The sequence below is a fragment of the Rhodococcus sp. KB6 genome, assembly GCF_001445685.1.
Lineage (GTDB): Bacteria > Actinomycetota > Actinomycetes > Mycobacteriales > Mycobacteriaceae > Rhodococcus_F > Rhodococcus_F qingshengii.
The window spans coordinates 190894-210088 of record NZ_LNAK01000043.1 but is presented as its reverse complement, the minus strand read 5'-3'; the positions used below and the strand labels follow the sequence as shown (position 1 = coordinate 210088).

At 62.5% G+C, this 19195-nt stretch carries 19 protein-coding genes; 7 read left to right on the top strand and 12 right to left on the bottom strand.

Going from position 1 to position 19195, the window contains the following annotated elements:
• Nucleotides 1-76 precede the first annotated feature (76 nt).
• Nucleotides 77-634, top strand: a complete 558-nt coding sequence (locus ASU23_RS08040; protein ID WP_020970773.1) for a TIGR03086 family metal-binding protein — start codon at nucleotides 77-79, stop codon at nucleotides 632-634.
• On the opposite strand, the gene ASU23_RS08035 is transcribed toward ASU23_RS08040, so the two are convergent.
• The 3 genes from ASU23_RS08035 to ASU23_RS08025 all read right to left on the bottom strand — a co-directional run bounded on the left by ASU23_RS08035 (nucleotide 631) and on the right by ASU23_RS08025 (nucleotide 3900).
• Entirely contained in the window at nucleotides 631-1905 is a 1275-nt protein-coding gene (locus ASU23_RS08035) for an alkaline phosphatase family protein (RefSeq protein ID WP_058037682.1), read from the bottom strand. The genes ASU23_RS08040 and ASU23_RS08035 overlap by 4 nt on opposite strands.
• A complete protein-coding gene (locus ASU23_RS08030) occupies nucleotides 1902-3590 on the bottom strand; it encodes an alkaline phosphatase (protein WP_058037681.1) in 1689 nt (562 codons plus the stop codon). The genes ASU23_RS08035 and ASU23_RS08030 overlap by 4 nt, the downstream gene beginning before the upstream one ends.
• Nucleotides 3591-3693: 103 nt before the next feature.
• The gene (locus ASU23_RS08025) at nucleotides 3694-3900 is read right to left on the bottom strand and encodes a hypothetical protein (RefSeq protein WP_223304509.1); all 207 of its coding nucleotides are present in this window, start codon (nucleotides 3898-3900) and stop codon (nucleotides 3694-3696) included.
• Nucleotides 3901-4003: 103 nt separating this feature from the next.
• Between ASU23_RS08025 and ilvD the strand changes: the two genes are divergently transcribed.
• Nucleotides 4004-5698 (top strand): dihydroxy-acid dehydratase, encoded by a 1695-nt coding sequence (gene ilvD, locus ASU23_RS08020; RefSeq protein WP_003940201.1) that lies wholly within the window; start codon nucleotides 4004-4006, stop codon nucleotides 5696-5698.
• Nucleotides 5699-5711: 13 nt separating this feature from the next.
• Here ilvD and ASU23_RS08015 read toward each other — a convergent pair whose 3' ends face one another.
• Both ASU23_RS08015 and ASU23_RS08010 read right to left on the bottom strand, forming a co-directional pair.
• Nucleotides 5712-6368 (bottom strand): hypothetical protein, encoded by a 657-nt coding sequence (locus ASU23_RS08015; protein ID WP_058037680.1) that lies wholly within the window; start codon nucleotides 6366-6368, stop codon nucleotides 5712-5714.
• A 74-nt stretch (nucleotides 6369-6442) separates the two neighbouring features.
• Entirely contained in the window at nucleotides 6443-7162 is a 720-nt protein-coding gene (locus tag ASU23_RS08010; RefSeq protein ID WP_058037679.1) for a DUF6319 family protein, read from the bottom strand.
• Between the two features lie 314 nt (nucleotides 7163-7476).
• On the opposite strand from ASU23_RS08010, the gene ASU23_RS08005 reads away from it, so the two are divergent.
• Nucleotides 7477-8469 (top strand): adenylate/guanylate cyclase domain-containing protein, encoded by a 993-nt coding sequence (locus ASU23_RS08005; protein WP_208690623.1) that lies wholly within the window; start codon nucleotides 7477-7479, stop codon nucleotides 8467-8469.
• A 4-nt stretch (nucleotides 8470-8473) separates the two neighbouring features.
• Here ASU23_RS08005 and ASU23_RS08000 read toward each other — a convergent pair whose 3' ends face one another.
• Nucleotides 8474-9124 (bottom strand): TetR/AcrR family transcriptional regulator, encoded by a 651-nt coding sequence (locus tag ASU23_RS08000; protein WP_030537009.1) that lies wholly within the window; start codon nucleotides 9122-9124, stop codon nucleotides 8474-8476.
• Between the two features lie 56 nt (nucleotides 9125-9180).
• Between ASU23_RS08000 and ASU23_RS07995 the strand changes: the two genes are divergently transcribed.
• Nucleotides 9181-10725, top strand: a complete 1545-nt coding sequence (locus ASU23_RS07995) for an MFS transporter (RefSeq protein WP_058037678.1) — start codon at nucleotides 9181-9183, stop codon at nucleotides 10723-10725.
• On the opposite strand, the gene ASU23_RS07990 is transcribed toward ASU23_RS07995, so the two are convergent.
• Nucleotides 10713-11225 carry an Lrp/AsnC family transcriptional regulator gene (locus ASU23_RS07990; protein ID WP_003939810.1) on the bottom strand — a complete coding sequence of 171 codons (513 nt, stop codon included), beginning with the start codon at nucleotides 11223-11225 and terminating at the stop codon, nucleotides 10713-10715. The two genes, ASU23_RS07995 and ASU23_RS07990, sit on opposite strands and share 13 nt — an antisense overlap.
• A 195-nt stretch (nucleotides 11226-11420) precedes the next feature.
• On the opposite strand from ASU23_RS07990, the gene hppD reads away from it, so the two are divergent.
• Nucleotides 11421-12626: a 4-hydroxyphenylpyruvate dioxygenase gene (gene hppD, locus ASU23_RS07985; RefSeq protein ID WP_058037677.1), complete on the top strand. Its 1206-nt coding sequence runs from the start codon at nucleotides 11421-11423 to the stop codon at nucleotides 12624-12626.
• A gap of 6 nt (nucleotides 12627-12632) precedes the next feature.
• Here the strand turns inward: hppD and ASU23_RS07980 are convergent, their stop codons facing one another.
• The 5 genes from ASU23_RS07980 to ASU23_RS07960 all read right to left on the bottom strand — a co-directional run bounded on the left by ASU23_RS07980 (nucleotide 12633) and on the right by ASU23_RS07960 (nucleotide 17586).
• Nucleotides 12633-13283 carry an NUDIX hydrolase gene (locus ASU23_RS07980; RefSeq protein ID WP_020909123.1) on the bottom strand — a complete coding sequence of 217 codons (651 nt, stop codon included), beginning with the start codon at nucleotides 13281-13283 and terminating at the stop codon, nucleotides 12633-12635.
• Nucleotides 13280-14566, bottom strand: a complete 1287-nt coding sequence (locus tag ASU23_RS07975; RefSeq protein WP_081558867.1) for an adenylosuccinate synthetase — start codon at nucleotides 14564-14566, stop codon at nucleotides 13280-13282. The genes ASU23_RS07980 and ASU23_RS07975 overlap by 4 nt, the downstream gene beginning before the upstream one ends.
• A 12-nt stretch (nucleotides 14567-14578) precedes the next feature.
• Nucleotides 14579-15565, bottom strand: a complete 987-nt coding sequence (locus ASU23_RS07970; RefSeq protein ID WP_030537005.1) for a hypothetical protein — start codon at nucleotides 15563-15565, stop codon at nucleotides 14579-14581.
• A 5-nt stretch (nucleotides 15566-15570) separates the two neighbouring features.
• A complete protein-coding gene (locus tag ASU23_RS07965; protein ID WP_058037675.1) occupies nucleotides 15571-16602 on the bottom strand; it encodes a hypothetical protein in 1032 nt (343 codons plus the stop codon).
• 84 nt (nucleotides 16603-16686) lie between these two features.
• Nucleotides 16687-17586, bottom strand: a complete 900-nt coding sequence (locus tag ASU23_RS07960; protein WP_058037674.1) for a LysR family transcriptional regulator — start codon at nucleotides 17584-17586, stop codon at nucleotides 16687-16689.
• 188 nt (nucleotides 17587-17774) lie between these two features.
• Between ASU23_RS07960 and ASU23_RS07955 the strand changes: the two genes are divergently transcribed.
• Both ASU23_RS07955 and ASU23_RS07950 read left to right on the top strand, forming a co-directional pair.
• Nucleotides 17775-18413: a hypothetical protein gene (locus ASU23_RS07955; RefSeq protein WP_007732640.1), complete on the top strand. Its 639-nt coding sequence runs from the start codon at nucleotides 17775-17777 to the stop codon at nucleotides 18411-18413.
• On the top strand, nucleotides 18410-19186 hold the full coding sequence (locus ASU23_RS07950) for an SDR family NAD(P)-dependent oxidoreductase (RefSeq protein ID WP_007732641.1): 777 nt from the start codon (nucleotides 18410-18412) through the stop codon (nucleotides 19184-19186). The genes ASU23_RS07955 and ASU23_RS07950 overlap by 4 nt, the downstream gene beginning before the upstream one ends.
• Nucleotides 19187-19195 lie beyond the last annotated feature (9 nt).

Below are 19195 nucleotides of genomic sequence, written 5' to 3'. Positions count from 1 at the left end.
ACAACCCCGACAGTCTTCACCGAATCGAAGCCTCACGCACCGATTAACGTCACGCTGATCGGGTTACCCTCGAGTGATGGCATTCGATTGGCTCGAACTCGTACTCACCGCCCACCGCGAATTCGGTTCACGACTCGCTGCGGTCGAGGACTGGAACGCACCCACGCCCGACTCCGACTGGCACGTCGAACACCTCGTCCGCCACGTCATCGAGGAGCAGCAGTGGGTACCGCCGCTCCTGGCCGGACTGACGGTCGGCGAGGCGACACCGGACATCGTTCCCGTCGGGGACGACCTGTGGACCGAATGGCAGAAGTACTCCGATGCCGCCATCAAGGCGTGGAAATCGACGGACCTCAGTGCCCACGTTCACCTCTCGTACGGCACGGTGAAGGTGGAACCCTATCTGCGCCAGCAGACCTCGGACGTCACCATCCACACCTGGGACCTTGCGCGAGCGGTCGGAGCAGACGAGCGACTCGATCCAGACCTCGTCGAGGCCGTCTGGTCCGACCTCGACGGGCAGCGCGACATGCTCGCCGAGAGCGGTCTGTTTTCCGCTCCCGTCGATCTTCCTGACGATGCGTCGTTGCAGGACAAGCTGATTGCCCTGACCGGTCGCGATCCTCGTTAGACGTTCAGCGACACACCCGTCGTGCGAGCGACGCCGTCCCAGCCGCCGGCAGGTGCACCGAGGCCGAGCAGAGCCGCAACCGTCGGTGCGACGTCGATCGTGCGAGCCTGCGTGTCGATCTTCCGTCCACCGTCGAGAGCGGGATGCCCGCCGCTGAGGAAGAACGGGATGGGCAGTGTCACGAAATGACCGTGGTTGCCGGGAATCGGGTTGGACAGTGGAGTCGGATCACTGAACCGCCAGCCCTGAGCGCAAAACGCAACGACGTCACCGGCATTGGTGCCGAGATCGAATTCGGCGGGGAGGTGGCTGGATTCGACGCCGTCCACACCATCCACGATCTGCTGAATCCGGCTGACGGCTTCCGCCCGTTCGCCATCGGGTCCGACGAAGTAGATCAGGTCTGCGCCACCGTTCTGGGCGATTCGAATCTTGCCTGCCAGCAACGGGTCCGCGTTCAGCGGTCGATCCAAGCCGATGAGCCGCGCGGGCTCCGACCAGTCCATGGAGTGGTCGGCCAACACGATCAGAATGCTCCGATTCCAGCGACCCGTGTCATGAAGGAAGTCGACGAAACGGCGAACCTGGTTGTCGGTGTTCTGAAGTGCAGCCGTGCGGGCGATACGGATGGACGGACCGGACAGATCCAGGTGCCCGACCCGATCGACGTCACCGAGGTTGGTGAACGAGAGCCGCGGCGAGTTCCCGCCGACGATACGGATCAAGGCGTCGATCGTGAAGTTGTCCGGCGCATGCTCGGTACCGGGAACGAGCGGCTGAGGATCCCACACCAATGAGGCGCGGTCACCGAACAACCCGTGCAGGTAGCGCTTCGACAGCACACTCGCAGTGGTCAATCCGAGTTCGGTGCGTACCCGATCCAGAACCGTCGATGCCTGCAGGTCGGAAGGCCGATCGAGGTCACGCTTCTTGTCGATGGCCGGATCGTAGACGGAGTTGGCGGGTACACCCGAACGCGCCGGCAGCACTCCCGTCATCATCGCCGTGTGGTTCGGCAGCGTCTCTGCGATCGTGATGGCGCTGGCGTCCGGGTAGTGGATACCGCCGGCCGCAAGCCCGGTCAGCGTCGGGGTGAGCTCCGATCGCAGCTCGTCCGGCCGCATGCCGTCTACGACTATGACATGCACGTCCAGGTCTGGGATTCCGGCGCTGGTGGGAACACTCGCGCGAGCGGGCGTTCCGAGCAATGCCGTTCCGGCGACAACACTTCCGCCGATCAGAACGCTACGACGCGAAACTTCGATACTCACTGGTCGACTCCTGGTCGGTACGAGGCCTGATCGAGGGCGGCCGAGGTGGGTGAGACTCTACTGCCCGCGCCTGCCGGAAGACGGTAGCTCACGGCGTAGTGCGCATTGCTCTGCGGATTGGTGAGATCGTCGACGTAGTACCAGTCCATCTGAGTACCTTCGCGGGCGATTTCGAATACGCCGTAGCCGTGCGAATCCAGTTCGACGTACCGCACGTGTCGGTTCACGGCCTTGAATGCTTCTTCTGCCGCAACGGTTACCGTGCGCGGTGGCACTTTCAGCATGTCGTCGATATTGGGCGACGTCACCGACGGGACGACGAACTCGGCGCCGACGGTCGACCCACCCGGATAGTTGGCGGCGTTGGTCGGTAGGTCGCAGGCCCATGACGTGTGGATGTCACCGGTGATGAAGACGGTGTTGTCCACACCGTTCGAGGTGATCGCGTCGAAAAGCCTGGTGCGGTCGGCGGTGTACCCGTCCCACTGATCCGTGTTGTACGGGACACCGGCCTGCGGCACACCCACCAGTTCGGTCAACGCCGCGGTGGTCGCCGGTTCCAGCGGCGGGAACACGCAGGGCGTGATCATGACCGGATTGCCGACGACCTTCCACTGCGTCGGGGAGGTGACGATTCCGTTGGTCAACCAATCCATCTGTGCGCGTCCGGTAATGGTGCGCGACGGATCGTCGACCTGCTTCATGGTCGGTTGCTCGTCGCGGTAGGTACGCAGATCGAGCATCGAGATCTCGGCCAGATTCCCGAAGCGGAACCGACGATACAGCTGAACGCTCGAACCATTACCCGACGGGCGGACGGGCATCCACTCGAAATATGCCTTGGCCGAGTTGGCCTTTCGATCTGCCCAGTCACCTTCGACACCGGGAGTGTGGTTTTCGGCGCCGTCCCGGTACGCGTTGTCGGCCGATTCGTGATCGTCCCACGTGGTGATGAACGGGAGCTTCAGGTGCAGAGCTGCCAGATCCGGGTCTGTCTTGTACTGCGCGTGCCGAATTCGGTAGTCGGCCAGCGAAATGATCTCGTGGGCCGGCTCGTGAAGGCGAACGGATCCGTTTCTCGCGCCGTACTCCCCCTGCCCGTACTCGTAGATGTAGTCACCGAGGTGGATGATCGCGTCGAGGTCTTCGCGGAATGCGAGGTGACGATAGGCACCGAAATACCCCGCCTCCCAGTTGGAGCAGGACACCACGCCGAAGCGGAGACGATCGAGATCTGCCGAGTTCGACGGAGCCGTGCGGGTGCGGCCCACCGGAGAAACAGCCGAACCCGCAGTGAATCGGTACCAGTACGTCGTCGACGAATCGAGTCCGGTGACGTCGACCTTCGCGGTGTGATCGGAATCCGCCGAAGCAGCAACACTTCCGGACGCAACGACGCTCGCGAACCCCTCATCGGTCGCGACCTGCCAGTTGAGAGTCACCGCCGGCCCGACGCCGGAACCGGGCGTCGCGTCTGCCGTCGGGGTGATGCGGGTCCAGATGATCACCGCATCCGGCAACGGGTCACCGGATGCCACGCCGTGCGCGAAGCCCGGGCTGCCACCCGGAACCTCGGCACCGGCGTGACTCGCCGAAGCGACACCGAGACCTACTGCGCCGGCGAGGGCCGCCGATCCCTGCAGCAGGCCACGTCTGGATATTCGATCGAAGGCATTCGTGTGCACGCTAGGAGTGAACCCGCACCTGAACGGGCGTTCAAGAGAGCTTCGGGATGTTCACCCAGGCTTCGCCTGCGCTTCTCTGGAAGTTTGATCGAGTCGATCCCGATTACAACCGGTAATCGAGGGCCGAGCCTCGAACCACACCGACCTTGACTCCGATGTAACCGCCGAGTGCACCCCCGGCCGCGATCAGGATCCAGAACGCCGGCGGAAGCAGAGCCTCGGACCCGTCGACCTCGGAGAACGCGGAATAGCCTGCGATCAACGCGCCGAACAGGATGGGCAGTATCAGCAGAGCGGCAAAAAAAGTCACCCACACCCGATGCGACGAGTCTATTCACGACGGACGGCGTTTGTCGGCAAGTCGAGTCGCTCGTCTGCCGGAAACACACCCCGCTGACGCCTATGCTTGGAAAATGACCGAACCCGACATCAAGCCCAGAAGTCGTGACGTCACCGACGGACTCGAAAAGACCGCAGCGCGCGGCATGTTGCGTGCAGTAGGAATGGGCGACGACGACTGGGTCAAGTCGCAGATCGGCGTCGCCTCGTCCTGGAACGAAATCACGCCATGCAACCTGTCCCTCGATCGCCTGGCCAAGGCCGTCAAGGAGGGCGTACGGGAAGCCGGCGGGTTCCCTCTCGAATTCGGCACTATCTCCGTCTCCGACGGCATTTCGATGGGGCACGAGGGCATGCACTTCTCCCTCGTCTCCCGTGAAGTGATCGCGGACAGCGTCGAGACCGTCATGCAGGCCGAGCGTCTCGACGGATCGGTCCTTCTCGCCGGCTGCGACAAGTCGTTGCCCGGCATGATGATGGCGGCGGCCCGCCTCGACCTCGCCAGCGTGTTCCTCTACGCCGGCTCCACCCTCCCCGGCGTCGCCAAACTTTCCGACGGCAGTGAGCGGGAAGTCACCGTCATCGACGCGTTCGAGGCGGTTGGCGCCTGCTCGCGTGGGCTGATGAGCCGCGCCGACGTCGACACCATCGAACGGGCGATCTGCCCGGGCGAAGGCGCGTGCGGCGGCATGTACACGGCAAACACGATGGCCAGCGCCGCCGAGGCCATGGGAATGTCGCTGCCCGGCAGCGCTTCACCGCCCGCACCGGATCGTCGCCGCGACGGCTTCGCCCGCGAGAGCGGCAAAGCCGTTGTCGAACTCCTGCGTCGAGGTATCACTGCGAGGGACATCCTCACCAAGGAAGCGTTCGAGAACGCCATTGCAGTAGTCATGGCATTCGGCGGATCCACCAATGCGGTGCTCCATCTCCTCGCGATCGCGCACGAAGCGTACGTCCCGCTGACGCTCGACGACTTCGCTCGCGTCGGCGCGAAGGTCCCGCACCTCGCCGACGTCAAGCCTTTCGGAAAGCACGTCATGACGGACGTCGACCGTATCGGCGGCGTCCCCGTGATCATGAAGGCATTACTCGACGCGGGACTCATGCACGGAGATTGCCTGACCGTCACCGGTAAGACCGTGGCGGAGAATCTCGCGCACATCACCCCGCCCGATCCGGACGGCAAGGTCCTGCGGGCGATGAACAAGCCCATTCACCCGACCGGAGGCATCACGATCTTGAAGGGGTCACTCGCGCCCGGCGGCGCGGTGGTCAAGTCGGCAGGATTCGAGTCTGATGTATTCGTCGGCACTGCACGGGTTTTCGAACGCGAGCGCGCCGCGATGGATGCTCTCGAGGACGGCACCATCACCGGCGGTGACGTTGTCGTCATCCGCTACGAAGGCCCGAAGGGTGGTCCCGGCATGCGCGAGATGCTGGCCATCACGGGCGCGATCAAGGGCGCGGGTCTCGGCAAGGACGTCCTGCTGCTGACGGACGGACGATTCTCGGGCGGCACAACCGGCCTGTGTGTCGGACACGTTGCGCCCGAGGCCGTCGACGGCGGTCCCATCGCGTTCGTTCGCGACGGCGATCAGATCCGGCTCGACGTGGGTACCGGACAACTCGAATTGTTGGTCGACGACTCCGAATTGGAAGCCCGCAAGAAGGGCTGGGAGCCGTTGCCGCCTCGCTACACACGTGGTGTATTGGCCAAGTACTCCAAGCTCGTGGGATCAGCCTCGGGTGGAGCAGTGTGCGGCTGATCCCAGCCCGCCGCTAGATCGGCCGGTACCCGGCGCCGACACCTCCGTGGGCATTGATCGTGTCCACGATGGAGGTCATGTTGGTGCCGAGTTCCGGCCCCAGGCACGGCACCCAGAGGTAGGCGTTGACCATCGCGACCAGCGTCGTCCCGACCGTGACCGGGGCTCCCGAATCACCGTGGTCGACGCAGATCTGAGTCCAGGTGGATGCGTCGGCGCTCAGGTCTCCCCAGACGACGCCGCAGGTCGTGCCCGTCGTACGGCCTTCCTTGCAGGCTGTGGCCGGGAAGCTGGCTGGAGCGCCGATCGAGGTGATGGTTGCCGCGCCCACCGTTCGAACTGGTGTGACCTTGCCCGGATCGAACTGGATGACCCCGTAGTCCAGGTCCGGGTTCGACTCGACGAACGTGCCGACCACGCCTGCGTCCTCGTTGCTTTCCGGGATCAAGAACGATCCAGGACCACCGCAGTGACCTGCGGTGATACCTACGAGTCTGCCGCCGTTGTCGTGACCGATAGTGGTCAACGTACAGACCAGCTGATTGTCGATGATGATGCCCGAACCACCACCCATGGGCGTGGGTGCAGCAACGGCGTTGCTGCTGACGATGAACCCGAGTCCGAGTGCCAAGACCAACGCTGCCAGAGCCGAAACAATTCGCTGCAACATCACAATCTCTCCGCCGGTAATCTCCCCGCTGCAAAAAACGCATACCCCGGAAAGTGCGGACCTACGCAGCGTTTCTAGTCGGTAGCTCCGAGCGCTTCGAGCATCTTGCGTGCCTCCTCGAGCTGACGACTCAACTCGTCGACTCGCGCTGCAGCCATGTCCCGTGCAGCGACGATGATGGACTCGACAGCCTCGATTGCGGTGGGCTCACCCAACTCGCGGACAGCTCGCTCGACCGCATCGGGTGCGACCGGAACTGCTTTGCCCGGACGCTTCGCGCCCTGTGTGACCGTCACGCTCCAGTCGTTGTCCGCGCCCGCATGGATCGTGACGCTGATGCCGGCCGGCAGTTTCTTCGCACGCTTGACGGCCGGACGAGGTGTCGCGGCAGGGGCAGCAGTGGTAATCGGTACCGGAGCGGGTGCAGGCTGCGCACGCGGCTTCGGTCGAACAGGCTCTACGAGTGGCTCCATCAGTGGCTCGGACTCCACAACTGGTTTGGGCCGTGGCGCCGGTTTAGCCGGTGCCGCGGAGACGCGGTTGATGCGCAATTCCTCTGCCTCGAAAGGCAATTCGTCGTTGACGCCTTTGGGGCGGATCATCACGGTGTTGCCGTCCACCGACACGACTTTCGCCGAGGTACCGGCTTCGATCCCCAGGCTGGGAGTCGCCTCGCGCAGATAGACGGTGGCGCGCTTGCCTTCGGCGACAGCCGTGGCGAGCGCTGCCAGATTGTCCGCAGTGAGGTGATCCGGCGTTGATGCGGCAGCGCCGGAACGTCTACGGGGTGGCATGCGCAGGTCCTTTCAGAAGTATCTCGTGCATTTCGGTATCGACAGTGCTTTTCTCGGGGCAACTCTTGCACAAGCCACCGACGTGTTGACTCTCACCGCCCGCCTGAGCCCGAGGATCCGTAGACGGTTCGGCCAATTCAGTACTGTTCTCGGGGCACCGCGTGGAAGATGGTGGACAGAAATTCGTTGCGGCAATAAGGAGCACGGTGAGCAGTTCGGAGTCAGAGTGGATCGACGAGGTCACCGAACCCGCCCCTGCTGAATCTCACGTTGCCGAACCTCACACCGCTGATCCGGTCGACGTCGATGCTCATCTGCTCAGCCGGATTCAAGCCGACATCGAGGAGTCCCTCCTCGGCGGACCGCGCTGCTTCACGCAATCGCAGATCGCGGAATTCGCCGGTGTGACACGCGAGCGTGCCGATCGTTTGTGGGTCGCGATGGGCTTTGCCGTCGACGAGGATCCCGACGCCGTCATGTTCACCCAGCAAGACGCCAACGCCCTCAAGACGATCATCGACATGGTCAATCGAGGAGTCATCTCGCAGAGCAGTGAGGTGGCTGCCGCCCGTTCACTGGGGCAGTCGATGTCGAGGTTGGCTGAGTGGCAGGTCTCGCTGATCAGCACACACATCATCGACCAGCTCGCCGACTCGGCAGATCACGAGCCCGAAGCGATCCGGAAGATCGTTCTGCGCCTCGGCGCCGAGATCATTCCCGCTGTCGAATCTCTGCAGACGTACGTGTGGAAGCGCCACGTCGCGTCGTCGACGGGCCGCAACGTCGGAAACCCGGGCGAAGAAGTAGCGAGTCGTGTTCTGGTCGTGGGTTTCGCCGACATCGTCGGGTACACCTCGCTGACCCGCGGCCTCGACTCCGCCGAACTCAACGATCTGCTCGAGCGGTTCGAGTCCGCGTCCACCGAAATCATCGGTCGCAACTACGGCTGGGTGGTCAAGACCGTCGGTGACGAGGTCATGTTTGCCGCTGAAAGTCCCCACCACGCCGCCGAGATCGCTTTGCAGATCCAGCAGGCGGTCCTCGCCGATCACGACGATCCGCAGCTTCGGGTGGGTCTGGCCATGGGGCCGACGTTGGTTCGCTTCGGAGATCTCTACGGTTCGGTGGTCAACAAGGCCGCGCGTCTCACCAGCTCTGCTCGTCCCGGCACTGTGCTGATCGACTCCGAGCTGGCCACCCAGCTCGGCTCGGACGCCAATTTCAAACTGCGACACCTTCGTCCGCGACGAGTGCGCGGCATCGACAGGCTCGAGCAGTACGTGCTACGCCGCAATCTGGAGCCGTGAGCTCTCAGCTCGACACTCCGCGTGCAGCCAGAAAGTCGTCCACGATCTGCTCACACGCAGCCTCCCCGAGAGGCGTCAGCGTGGCCAGCTTGGTGAGCACCAACGGTCCGACCAACTGAGCAAGTGCGACGTCGTAGTCGTACTCCCCCAACGCGTCGATCGCGTCCGGCGAGCGCAGGATCCGATCGAACGCGTGTCGGTACTGCTCGAAAACCGTCTGGCGCAGCGATCGCAATTCGGGCTTGTCCGTGGACAGGGCATCGACGCTCGAATAACCCTTCAGTTCCGGCCCCAAGCCGAGCCAGCACATCGCCGTCACCTGGATCGGTGCGCTTTCGATGGCCTTGGCCTGACTGGTCAACAACTCGAGCAACTGCGCGCGGAGATCGCCTTCACCGGACATCTCCGGCACCGGCGGCAGTAGACGTGCAAATGCCGCGGCGAGTAACTCCGTGCCGCTGTCGAAATGGCGGTACAGCGTCGCACGCGCGACGTTGGCCAACTTGGTGACGGCATCGATCGTCACGGCGTCGACGCCGCCTTCTGCCAGCAGCGTGGTCGCTGCGTCGAGCAACCTGGACCTGGAACGCTGTTTGCGCGGGTCCTCGTCGTTTCCCTGCTGTTCGATTCCCTGCTTGTCGATTCCCACCGTCACAACTTCAGTTATACCCACTTGGGGGTTGTGGAACTGCTGTTCTTGTAACGATACTGATGGTCTTGTTTCTATCGGGAGGTTTCGTGAGTAGCGATACGACGCTCGAACAGTCCACGTGGACCATCCGACAGATCTGGATGCTGACGGTCGCGTGCTGCGCCGTCGCGCTGGTCGTCGCAGCGATGGCCGCTCTCAACACGGCCCTTCCCGACTTGGCCCGCGATACCGGTGCAACACAGAGCCAGCTCACGTGGATCGTGGACGGGTACACGCTCACGCTGGCTTGTCTCTTGTTGCCGGCGGGCGCACTCGGCGATCGATACGGTCGACGAGAACTGCTCATGTTCGGACTACTCGTTTTTGCTGCCGGCTCGTCGATTCCGGTCTTCGCGGACGAACCGTCGTGGGTCATCGTCTCCCGCGTGATATCCGGCGTCGGCGCCGCATTTGTCATGCCGGCGACGCTGTCTCTACTCACTGCAGGTTTCCCGCCGGCGCAGCGTGCCCGCGCCGTCGGAGTCTGGTCCGGCGTCGCAGGGTCCGGTGCAATCGCCGGACTCGTCGTCTCCGGGCTACTCCTCGAAAAATGGTCCTGGCATTCGATTTTCGTCAGCCTGGCCGTCGTCTCGGTCCTCATCCTCGTGGTGTCGTTCACGATCGTGACGTCGAAGGACACGGAGGCAACTCCACTCGATCTACCTGGTACAGCGCTGATCGCCGGCTCGATCGGACTGTTCGTCCTGGGGATGATCGAGGCGCCGGCCCGTGGTTGGCTCGATCCGGTAGTTCTCGCGTTGCTGGTCGGCGGAATTGCCATGACAGCAATCTTCAGCTGGGTCGAATTACGCACTCGCCACCCACTTCTGGACGTCAGACTGTTTGCCAATCGTGCATTCGGCAGCGGCGCAGCGTCACTGACCCTGCAATTCCTGGCGACTTTCGGCTTGTTCTTCCTGATCGTGCAGTATCTCCAACTGGTGCTCGACTACTCCCCCCTGCAATCGGCGCTCGCCCTCATGCCGATCGCCGTGCCGGTGATGGCGCTGTCCGTGGTTGCTCCCCTGCTGATTCCGCGTATCGGCCTTCGCGCCCTCACCGCCACCGGGGTTGCCTTCCTCGGAACCGGAATTGCGCTCTTGACGCGCTTGGACGCCAGTTCGACCTATGCCGAAGTCTGTGTTCCCTTGGTAGTGGCCGCTATTGGATTGGGTTTGTCGACAACCCCCGCCACTGCTGCCATCGTCTCCAACGCACCGGACTCCAAACAGGGTGTTGCATCAGCAGTCAACGACGCAACCCGTGAGATCGGCTCCGCCATCGGCGTTGCACTGGCGGGAAGTATCCTCGCCGCCGGCTACGGAAATCACGTCCAGCCCGCGGTCGACTTGCTACCCGAACCGGCCAAGGAGCCGGTATCCGGTTCTCTGGCCGCCGCTCTCCACGTCGCCGAAGCAGCCGGGCCGCAGGGTGCCCAGTTGGCCGAATTCGCCCGTGAAGCCTTCATCAAAGGCATGGATCAAGGAGCACTCACGCTCGCTGCGATCATGTGGGTATCCGCGATCGTTCTGGGATTCTGGGCTCCGGGTCGTCAGCGAGACTGACCGCCTCGTCGGTACGCCGGGGCCTTGGTTGTCTGCTCCGACTGCAGAGTCTGCAGGAGGGGCATCGACCGGAGCGGCACCACAACCGAGAGAACCATGACGCTGGTCGACCGGGTGGCTATCCCCGACCGATTCAGTTCGAGCAGCGTCGCTTGCAAATCCTCGTGCGACGCAGCGGCAATCCGGCACAGCACGTCGCCGGAGCCGGTGGTGGCAAAGGCTTCGAGCACACCGGGGATCGCCTCGAGTTCCGCTGTGACGGTGTCGAGCGCCCCCTGAGCGATCTGCAAAGTCACGAATGCCTGTACTCCGAAACCCGCTGCAGCCAAATTGATGTGCGGAGCATACCCGGCGATGACTCCTGCATCTTCCATCCTTTTCAATCTCGCCTGCACTGTCGCCCGCGCAACCTTGACCTGACGCGAAAGCTCCAACGCACCGGCTCTCGGGTGCTTGTTCATCGCGTCCAACAGAGCCAGATCCACTGCGTCGAGATTCACGTCTGCTCCACTCGTCGTTCAACTATGCAAATTGCCTACAAAACAGTGCCACCATCTTCGCATTCCGGCGCTGTGTCTACTTTCAACTACCTCCGTTGACTACCCAACCTCTGAAGGACTTATCTGTTTGTACTGGCAGTGCCGAACATAACTCGAGCACCGCGCTGTGTACATCGCACTCAGAGGGGACTCACCATGACCGTCGAACAGACTCTCACCGACGACGAACAGTTGGCCGGCCTGGATCTGGAGCAATTACGCCAGCTGGTCGGACTGGTCGAGTACGACAGCGATCACGATCCCTTCCCGGTGAGTGGTTGGGACGGCCTCGAATGGATCGTCGGAAACGCCACGCAGACTTCACATTTCTTCCAGTCCGCATTCGGCATGGAATTGGTGGCCTATTCAGGCCCGTCGACGGGAAACCGCGACCACCACGCGTTTGTACTCAAGAGCGGTGCCGTGCGCTTTGTCGTCAAAGGTGCTGTGGATCCGACAAGCGAGTTGATCGCGCATCACAGCCGTCATGGCGACGGCATCCGCGACATCGCGCTCAGCGTCCCTGACGTGGACAAGTGCATCGCGCACGCCATCACCCAAGGTGCGACGGTGTTGAGCGAACCGCACGACGTCACCGACGAGCACGGCACCGTTCGCCTGGCCAGCATCGCGACGTACGGCGAGACTCGGCACACCCTCGTCGACCGTTCCCGCTACACCGGCCCTTACCTTCCCGGATACGTCGAACGGACGTCGTCGTACCGCAAGCGTGACGGCGCGCCCGAGCGCATCTTCCAGGCCCTCGACCACGTCGTCGGCAACGTCGAACTCGGCAAGATGGACCAGTGGGTCGACTTCTACAACCGGGTCATGGGATTCACCAACATGGCCGAGTTCGTGGGCGGCGACATAGCCACCGACTACTCCGCGCTGATGAGCAAGGTCGTCTCGAGCGGCAATCACCGAGTCAAGTTCCCACTCAACGAACCTGCCATCGCGAAGAAGCGGTCACAGATCGACGAGTACCTCGAGTTCTATCAAGGTCCCGGCGCTCAGCATCTCGCGCTTGCGACCAACGACATCCTCGGAGCAGTCGATGCTCTGGTCGACGAAGGAATCGAGTTTCTCTCTACTCCGGCTTCGTATTACGAGGATCCCGAATTGCGCGCGCGTATCGGAGAGGTTCGAGTTCCGATCGAGGAATTGCAGAAGCGAGGCATCCTCGTCGACCGCGACGAGGACGGCTATCTTCTTCAGATCTTCACCAAGCCGATCGGAGATCGTCCCACCGTGTTCTTCGAGATCATCGAACGCCACGGCTCACTGGGATTCGGACTGGGAAACTTCAAAGCCCTGTTCGAAGCGATCGAGCGTGAGCAGGCCGCGCGGGGCAACTTCTGAGGTAGGTCAGCTGTTTTCGGTCCACGCCCAGACCACCGCGGGTCGCCCGGTGGCACTGACCCGGACTCGTTCGTCCGTACGTTCCAGCCCTGGCAACGCTTTGAGCGTCCGGTTCAAATTGCCCGGGTCCGGACGCACACCGGAAAGCTCCTCCGCCACGGCCAGCGCGTACGACGCCGGAAACGACGGACCCAGTAGTGCCCGCGTGAATGCCTGATCTCGCCACAACAGGGTGTCAGCAAGGATCGGGCGGGTATCGGCGACTATCCGATTGTGGTCGAACGCAAGGTCCCCCGGGTTGTCCCAGCTCACCCATTCGGCCGAACCCGGCACCTCGTCCGACGAGATCACTGCCCACATGGTCACCGAGAGCGTCGGACCGCGGGGGTCTCGATTGGGTTCGTCGAACACGGTCAATTGACCGCTGACGAGGATCTTCTCGTCGGGAATTCCGAGCTTGGTGGTCACGGCTCGCCTGGCGGCGTCCTGCAACCGCTCACCGGCGCCCAGCAGTACACCGGGCAGCGCCAACTGCCCGGTGTACGGCTCCGCTTGCCGCGGAGTGACGGCAAATCGCAACATCCCGGGTTCCGGATTGCCGAACCGGAGCGCGATGACATCGATCGAGACAAGTGACTGGTCCACACCGTCCATCATGCAGGCACTGGGCAGCGCACCTGACGATCGACCCGGTCGGCACCGTTCGCGGTCAGCACTACCGGCGCACCCATTTCCTCGCTCAGATACCGGGCGAAATCCTCCGGGTCGGCCGGAAGTTCCTTCGGCACGACCCCTACGGCTTTCAGGGAATCTGTCAGCGCCTGCTGGTGATCGAGATCCTTCCACTCTCCGACGGGAACGAACGGCAATCCTTCGTACGCGTGCACCCCGTGGATCGGGATGCCTGCAGCCCGCGCGCGATCCATCGCATCGAGATGAGTAAGCGCCAAACCGTCGACGCCACCGCTCACCTCGATTGCGTAGTGCAACAACAACTCGTCGAAGTGGCCCGTCCGGAATCCGCCTTGATACTCACCCGTCCCGTTGTGCAGCTCGGGCAACACCTTCGCCAACTCCGGATCCTCCGTCGGGAAGGGCCCAGCTCCGTGTCGTGTCATGTAGGTGCGGGTGACGCCGAGTACGTAACTGTCCCGGCCCAACTCGTCGATCATTGCTCGCGCGTTGGACGGCTCGACCGTCGACCACGTGGTGTGTGGGTGAAACCCCCGCCACTCGTCGAGAAGGACACCTTGTGCCCCCTCGAATACCAGACGACCACCGGCACCCAACGCGCCCAGCGCATCCGGGTCGGCGATGTCCACGACGGCACCGAATTCCGCGTACATGTCGACCATGTCGTCGATCGGCGGAAAACCGTGGCGACTCTCCGCGATCAACGGTCCGTAGAATGTGACCAACGCCGACAACTTACGACGCAAGGAGTCAGGTCGCCGGCAGTCTCCCACCGTAGGCGCATTCGCAACTTCGAGCGCGTACGCCGCGGTCTCACCGATCCCCTTGCCACACGAGCCGTGTCGGTTACCGCCGCGAGCATCCTCACGGGCCCTGTTGGCGGCCACGTGAATCGGCGTCGTCAACAATGCGCGCGCGTCGATCCGTATCAAATCGAACGGATTTCGAACTCCGAGCGCTTCCAGAGCACGCGCCTCCCGGGCGAGCGCGATGGGCTCGACCAACACGAATCTCGAGAGAAACGTCGGGACGCCGGACAGCGTTCCCGAACCGAACTGCGAAAACGTGTGGTGGCGCTCGCCGACCGTCACGTTGTGCGCTGCCTGTGCCCCACCGTTGAAGCGGACCACTGCGGCCACACCCAAATCGGCTTGGTCGGAGCAAAGCCAATCGACGGTTGCTCCCTTCCCCGCATCTCCGAACCCGAGGTCTACGACGACGATATCGCGGTCTTCGAACGGCTCCATCATGCTCTCCTTCTATGCGAAATCGACATCGTCCGTATCGGTTCCGAGATCGTGGGGCAACCCGGCCACCGTCGCGGTGCTGCGCCCTGGAATTAGAGCGAGAGCCTTGCCGACGGTCTCGGCTTCAGCTCTTGAACCGATGTCGCGGAGATCCGCCAGTCCGTCACGCAGGTCGATGCGGTCCTCGCCGATTCCGACCGTCAGCGCGATCAGTTCGCACACCGCAGCGGGGTCGTCGAGTTTGACGAAGCGTTCACCGAGCAACTTCTTCCAGTGATCCGCGATTTCCGGATCGTTGAAGTACGACGACTGATCTGGCAGAACGAAGTAGACATTCCATCTTTCTTCGAGTTCACGGTAGATCGACGAGACCGATACGTCCTGACGTACCTTGTCCCCGATCACCGAACGGATGTGACGAGCCGAGAGCCGCGGCTTGTTCAGCTCGTCGCCGATGATGAAGAGGTAGCCTTTCCTTCCGCGCTTCTCCCAGGCATCCGTACTGGTGTGGCGCGCCATGAAATATGCTGCCAATTCATAGCTTTCCGACTTCTGTCCGCCACCGTTGCCCTCGAGGAAGATCGTCCGAAGCTGCTCGTCCATCGCGTTACCCGACTCGAACTGACCGACTTGTAGTGGCACCTGATCGGAATCGGCGTCGCCGATACCACCGAACAGAATCTGCGGATCATCCGCGTATCCCTTGCGTTGCAGCAGCCCGTGCAGCTTTCCGAGCTTGTCCTGCATGATTCGCGGAACAGCGCCCATCGAGCCGGTGACATCGAAAAGCACTGCTATCGGGAGAGAATCGGGGTGCCCGGCCGAGTCTCGGCATTCACGCTTGTCGACGCCGAAGGGGTCGAGGGTCGGGTCCGCTTTCCAACTGCTTCGCGGACGCGACCGAAGCGAATCGGTGTAACCGAAATCGTCGACACCGCGTGCGGCACGAAAAGTCTTGCCCGCCAAATAGGTGTTGTCGTCCCAGTATCCGTAGCCCATGACAATCACTGTCCTTTCGTGGATGGAACGGCGAACGGACGAAATGTCCGCTGGCCATAGAGAAGATCGAGGAGTTCGTCGAACTCACCCAGTAGGTCGACCGCGTCGGGACGCAATCTCGGGTTGTCCTGCATGCAGCCGTCGGCAAACGCCTTCATCCGTTCGTGGGTCTGCTCGCCCAGCATTCGGAGCATCAAATGATGAGCCATGTAGACGTCCCAGGCCGGAGACGCTCCTTCGCCGAGTTCCGGTGGGTACGAATCACGATCGGAACCGATCGTCGCCACCGGGCGGCTGCCCGTACGGGTGGCAAAGGACCAGCCGACCAGCACCACCCCGTGCCGATCAGGCTCGATCAGCACGTTCTCCGCGGTAATCGCGGTGTGCACCCAACCAGTCGCATGCGCTGCTGCCAGAGCCCGAAGTAGCCGTCGGTGCATCCACGCCCAGTCCCGTGGATCGAGGCCACCTGGATACGCCTCACGGACGTCGGCGAGACTCACAAAACCTTCGGTCAGATCGTCCAACACATCGATCTGACGTCTCGTGCCGCTGCCCACATGGGTGATTTGATCGATCAATCGCGGGAAGTACGAGACTGCCCAACCGGCTTCGCACGAATTCTCGATGTCCGTCAACACATTCCGTTCGGCCTCGATCATCGAGTTCGCCCGAGGGTCTCGCGGAATCTTCAGTACGACACCGGCATCGGACCGGTACAGGTTAGCGACCGAGCCGCGCGCTACCAGTCCACCCAACGTGTACTCGCCCCGCTCGCCGACATAAACGGGCCGAGAATCTGCCGGCTCGAACTCCGCTGTCCAACAGCGGTATAGCTCGTTCAACCGAGATGTTGCGGCCGAGTATCGCACCCGATCTTCGGGCTTCGCCCGGTCCGGATGAATGGCGGAGGCGAGCCGATGAAAACGACGCTTCGCAGCGCGACGGGTGTCGAGATCGCTGGAGTCTCCCCCGAACACATCGGCCGAAACTCGTGCTGCCTCGACGATTTCAAGTGCCGTGCTGATCGTTTTCATGGTTTTAGTCTAGCTGACTAAAACGAAGACGGCAAGAATGCGTATTTCATCCGAGTACATGCGCATCACATCAGGACACGGCAATCACCTGGCGGTACCGAGGGCTGAAACAGCTTTGCGTAGCTCGATCACTGCCGGACTGCTGTCGCCCTCGCGGGTACACAGATCGATCGAACACTGCTCGATGTCGGAAATGCGCACGAAACTGATATCCGAGCGGGTGTAGTACTCGGCAATGGTTGCTGCCGTTATCACCACCGCCCGACCGTTGGCGACAACCTCGAGCGCTTCGTCCATCGTGCGGACAGAGGGACCGTACCGGACGGGTACACCACTCGGGCGCGGGTCCACCGACCACCATTTCACCCATTCGGGTGGTGCGCCGTCACTCGAAACCTGCACAGTCCCATCTATTTCAGAAATCTCGATGCTCGCGCGACCCGCCAGTCGGTGCCCTCGAGGCAGAGCCACCACCCGCGGTTCGACGCCTATCCGTTCGAGCACCACACCGTCGAGCACCGGCAGTGGCGGTCGCACGAAGGCCGCGTCGACGGTCGCGCTCGCCACCGCGGAAACCTGTTGGGACCAGTCCAATTGGACCAGCTCCACCTCCGCATGCAACGAATCGATCACCGCACGTCCCAAACTTCCGGCCGCCCCGTTGATGAATCCGATCCGCAACCGCCTGGCCCGCCGACGCTCGAGTGCGTCGAGCCCGTTCATCGCGCGGACGGCGAACTCGAGAGCGGGCCGTGCATCCGCGACGAACACCTCACCCGCGGCGGTGAGCACCACCGGGTGCGAACTGCGATCGATCAACTCGACTCCCACCTGCTCCTCGAGTCGACGAATCTGCTGACTGAGAGCAGGCGCCGTGACGAACAACCGGTCTGCCGCTCGGCCGAAGTGCCCTTCCGCCACGACGACGAGCAACGAGGACACCAACCGCAGATTCAGATCTTCACCTCTTCTCGCCTTTTTCATTACCGTCCATTCGGTTGTCTCAGGCCGCTGTTCGCCAGCAAAGTGATGACCATCACGGTATCTGAACAGCGGAGTTAAGCAAACCGGCAATTGTCGAACGAAGTTCTACATGTACAGCGAATGCCACGTCAGGTCACAGTTGTCGCAGATCCGGACAGCCCGCCGAATCCGCGAAACCAGGAGATGTGATGAGCAAGTACGAGCACGAATTCGTCCACATGATGGATGGCGTCGAAAAGCAATTGGAAACCATCGACAATCCGCGGCACCAGAAGATCCTCCGAAACTACCGGCGCCACGCATTGCTCGAGGTCTCCGGTCGTTACAAGGAAATCCTCTCGCCCGACATGACCGTCGAAGAACCCGTCTACCGGTTGTTCGAAGACGGGCAGTCGATTGTTCTGGACGGCATGGACGCCGTCACCAACTTCTACCAGTCACTCGCCGAGACGGACACCCTTGTCATGTGGACCGGACAGTCCGACTTCGCGGTCTCCGACAGCGGATTCTCGGGTGAGACTCTCTTCAGTCAATTCGTCCCAGGATCGATTCTGGGAGACGGGGTGTTCGGCGCGGTGCACGAATCGGGTGGATCCACCCCCGCAGCCCCCGAACAGTCGTCGGACATCGACCCCGACGGTTGGTATCTCGTGCGTCGGACCTTGGCATTTGTCTGGCCGTACGACGAGCAGGGGCGACTCATCGGTGAGCATGTCTACGAAGATTCTGCTTCGAAAGTCGTGACCAAGGTGGACCCGAGCGAGGTCATCACGGCGGCGCGCGCAGCCGAACTGCTTGCCCCACTGCTCGAAACGCACCTGCCGTGAGCGCGCCCGTAGCCATTGTCACCGGCGCAGCTGCCGGGTTGGGCGCCGCTATTGCCGAGCGCCTTGCGGAGGACTTCGGCACCCTGCTTCTCCTCGACATCGAAGAGGCTGCACTCGCCGACACCGCAGCACGCCTGGAAAGCCTTGGCGTAGCAGTCCACACGGCACGATGCGATGTTCGACGTGAAGGTGACGTCAAGAACGCCTTCGACGTGGCTGCATCGGCCGGAAGCCCGACTGCACTCGTCAACGGCGCCGGAATCGGCGTCTTCACTCCGTTCCTCGAGATCACCGAAGACCAGTGGGACAACACCTTTGCGGTGAACACCAAGGGCAGCTTCCTGATGTGCCGCGAATTCGTGAGCAGAACCGAGGGTCCGGCAGCGATCGTCAACATCGCGTCGATCGGTGCCCGCTTGGGCGGTGACATGCTCGCGCACTACGGACCGTCGAAGGCCGCCGTGATCGAGATGAGTCACAGCGTCGCCCGGATCGGTGCGACTCGAGGACTCCGTTCGAATACGGTCATGCCCGGCCTGATCCTCACCGACATGTGGCTTCGAACCATCAAGGAACTGCGTCGACGCGATCCCTCGCTCACAGATGTTTCCGATGCTGACGTCTTCGATTCTTTTGTCGCACAGATGGTTCCGATGGGTCGAGCTCAGACGCCCGGAGACATCGCCGAGATGGTCGCCTTCTTGCTCAGTGACAAGGCTCGCAACGTCACCGGCCAGACGATTGCCGTCGACGGCGGCGCCGTGATGACCTGATCGGGTCGA